At 69.1% G+C, this 2,968-nt stretch carries 4 protein-coding genes; all 4 read right to left on the reverse strand.

The annotated features are described in order from the left end of the window. Positions 1-187 precede the first annotated feature (187 nt). Genes BJF86_RS11060 through BJF86_RS11070 form a run of 4 tightly spaced genes read right to left on the reverse strand, consistent with a single transcriptional unit; the run spans position 188 to position 2,781 of the window. Positions 188-1,162 (reverse strand): cytochrome c biogenesis protein ResB, encoded by a 975-nt coding sequence (locus BJF86_RS11060; RefSeq protein ID WP_269087276.1) that lies wholly within the window; start codon positions 1,160-1,162, stop codon positions 188-190. After that, positions 1,120-1,440: a cytochrome c biogenesis protein ResB gene (locus BJF86_RS19380; protein WP_269087277.1), complete on the reverse strand. Its 321-nt coding sequence runs from the start codon at positions 1,438-1,440 to the stop codon at positions 1,120-1,122. Before BJF86_RS19380 ends, BJF86_RS11060 begins: the two co-directional genes overlap by 43 nt. Before the next feature lies 1 nt (position 1,441). After that, positions 1,442-2,188, reverse strand: coding sequence for a cytochrome c biogenesis CcdA family protein (locus tag BJF86_RS11065; protein WP_075818962.1), 747 nt, complete (start codon positions 2,186-2,188; stop codon positions 1,442-1,444). Next, complete coding sequence (locus tag BJF86_RS11070; protein ID WP_006593164.1) at positions 2,185-2,781, reverse strand: TlpA family protein disulfide reductase; 597 nt, start codon at positions 2,779-2,781, stop codon at positions 2,185-2,187. Before BJF86_RS11070 ends, BJF86_RS11065 begins: the two co-directional genes overlap by 4 nt. Positions 2,782-2,968 lie beyond the last annotated feature (187 nt).

The raw sequence follows: 2,968 nt of genomic DNA on the forward strand, positions 1-2,968 counted from the left end.
TCACCCCGAATGCCTCACCGCCCGGTTCCTGCTGCTCGAGCGGACCCGGTTCCTGGTCCTCGTTCTTCTCCGGTGAAGGTGGACTCACAGCCACCAGTGTCTCGGTCATGTCGACCCTCCTGCCCCAACCGGGGCGATAGGGCCACTTACACCGTTAGAGCGATAGACCCCCACGGGGTTGCCCTCTTCATTGGTTAGCTGGGTCATCTGGTCGGTGTCGATGCTGAAGACCGACTGCGGGCGCGTCGGGGAACAGGTTGCCCTCGAAGGCGGTAAGGGCCAGCGCTGGGTCGACCAGGCCGGGGAAGGAGGAGGTCATTCCCAGCTCGGGGTCTATCCGCAGGGTCGGTAGGAAGCCGCCGACCAGGCCGAGGCCGGGGTCTCGCCCGGTGACCTTAATGGCGCCCTCGCTGGCGTAGTTGTTGTCCTGTGGGAGGAAGGTGACCTCGTCGGAGTAGAGGACTTCTCCGTCGGGGTCGCGGACTGTCACGATGGGGGCGTAGCCGTTGCCGAGCAGGAAGATGGAGTCCCCGGCCACGGAGATCGGGTGGTTGACTGCGAACTCCTGTTGCTCCGGTTCCCGGCCGGGGACCTCGACGGTGGCCAACCCGTCGAACCTGCGGGGTTGGCCGAACTGGGCGCCTTCGGCCTGACTCTCGAAGGCTACGTCGAGTTTGTTGAGCTCCACGGTGAACGTGGGAATGTCCCCCTCACCGGCCAGCGGGCTGAAGTTGAGCGTGTCGAAGGTGCCGGCAGTGGCCGTCCACGACTGCCCCTCCTGGATGATGATCTCCCCGCGCCAGCCGAACAGGTTACCGCCGGCGAAGGCGACGATCACGCCCAGCAGGGCCATGTGGAAGAGCAGGTTACCGGTCTCCTTCAGGTCCCCCTTCTCTCCGGTGACCCAGAGATCGCCGTCCTCGGCGTCGCGCAGCCGGTAGCCCTTCGCCTTCAGCGCCTCCCGGGCTGCGGCCAGGGCCTCGCGGCCGTCGGTGGCGACGGTTCCGTCGGCGCGGGCGGGCAGTCGGGTCAGACGCTGTGGTGCCCGCGGCGGCTGGGCTCGGATCGAACGCCAGTGCTGTCGCATCCGCGGGATGATGCAACCGACCAGGCTGATCATCAGCAGCAGGTAGATCGAGGCAAACCATGGGGAGGAGAACACGTCGAAGAGGAAACCCGGTCCAGCCAGGGCGCGACGTCGGGGTTGTTCTCGAAGAAGGTGCGCACTTGGACCGGGTCTACGGAGCGCTGCGGGAATATTGAGCCGGGGAAGGCCGCGGCCGCCAGCAGCAGAAGCAGGTAGATGGCGGTGCGCATGCTGGTGAGTTGCCGCCAGGCCCAACGTGCCCAGCCGGCTGGTCCGAGGCGGGGGCCGCCCAAGGTGGTGCGGTCTTTGGGATAGGACGGCTCGATCCGTTCCGGCGTCTGCGTGCTGGCCATGTCAGATCGCCGTGGTGAAGTTGTTGGTCAGCCGGGTCTGGACCCACGCCATGGCCTCGGCCCAGATGCCGGCGATCATGAGCAGGCCGAGGAGGACGAGCAGCCCGCCGCCGACGCGCTGCACGAGCAGGTAGTGGTCGCGCAGCCAGCTCGAGGCGCGGCTGGCCCAGCCCAGCCCGGCGGCGGCGAGCACGAACGGCACCCCCAGTCCCAGGCTGTATGCGGTGCCCAGCACCAGGGCGCGGCCCACCTGGTCGTCCCCCGTGAGGATCGAGGTGCCGAGCGTCTGGATCGCGGCGAGCGCCGGTCCGGTGCAGGCGCTGAATCCCAGGCCAAAGGCGACCCCGAGCAGCGGAGCCCCGGCGATCCCGGCGGCCGGTCGCCATCGCACCGAAACTGATGCTGTCGGCTGCAGCAGCATGACCAGGCCGAGGCCGAGGACGACCGCGCCGGACAGGCGCAGCAGCAGCCCCTGGTGCTGCGCCAGGGCCATGCCCAGGGAGGAGATGACCACGCTCATCGCCATGAAGACGGCCGAGAAACCCATAACGAACAGCAGCGCCCCGACCGTCGGGCGCCACCGCCCCGGCGCGTGAGCGCCCGACATGGGCGACGCCATTCCCGAGAGGTAACCGACATAGCCGGGGACCAGCGGTAGCACACACGGCGAGGCGAACGAGACGAGACCTGCCAGCGCGGCGATCGCGGCGGCCAGCAGCAGCGGCCCGCTGAGAACGACCTCGCTCACCGGGCGGACTCACTCTTCAGCACGTCCTCGACCAGGCCGCGCAGCGTCGACGCCTCCACGGGTCCGCTGACCCGGGCGGCGAGGCGCCCCTGTCCGTCGAGGACCATCGTGGTCGGCGTCGCGACGGCCAGCCCCTGCAGCTGGGCGCGGGTGCGCCCGCCGTCGTCCTGGAGCGAGGGGTAGGACACGTCGTACTTCTGCTGGAAGGCCAGGGCGCTGGGTACCGAGTCACGGCTGTTGACCCCGATGAACTGCACCGGCTCACCCGCCTCGGCGAACTCGGTGGCCACCTCCTCCAGGTCCGGCGCCTCCTCCACGCACGGCCCGCACCACGACCCCCACACGTTGACCACCACGACCTCGCCCAGGTGGTCCTGCGAGGACCACGCCTCGTCTTCCAGGGTCGTCCCCTCCAGGGTGATGACGGTCTCGCGCTCCTCCGGCGCCAGCACCTGGATGGTGCCGTCACCGGCGACGTATCCCTTCTGGTCGCCCTGACGCATCTGGTCGTTGATCGTCGAGCCCTCGCCACCGCAGCCGGCCAGGACCACTGCTACGGCCGCGAGCAGGGCCAGGAGGTGCCCGCGGGTCACCGGAGCAGCCCGTCGAAGTCGCCGTGTGCCCCGTTTGCGAGCATGCCTCGCGAGCGCACGACCGAGATCGTCTGTCGGCGAGGCCGTCGGTCAAGTCCGGTGGAGTGGTGTACGAGTGTGATCCCTCGTTGAGGGGTTAGGTGGTCAGGGCGGGGACGAGGGTGGTGGCCACCTCCTGGGTCGGCTC

Source organism: Serinicoccus sp. CNJ-927 (genome assembly GCF_001942435.1).
Lineage (GTDB): Bacteria > Actinomycetota > Actinomycetes > Actinomycetales > Dermatophilaceae > Ornithinicoccus > Ornithinicoccus marinus.

Bases quoted from the DNA above. Each gene is read 5' to 3' on its own strand.
- BJF86_RS19380 (WP_269087277.1), bottom strand. From the start codon at position 1,440: ATGGCCAGCACGCAGACGCCGGAACGGATCGAGCCGTCCTATCCCAAA.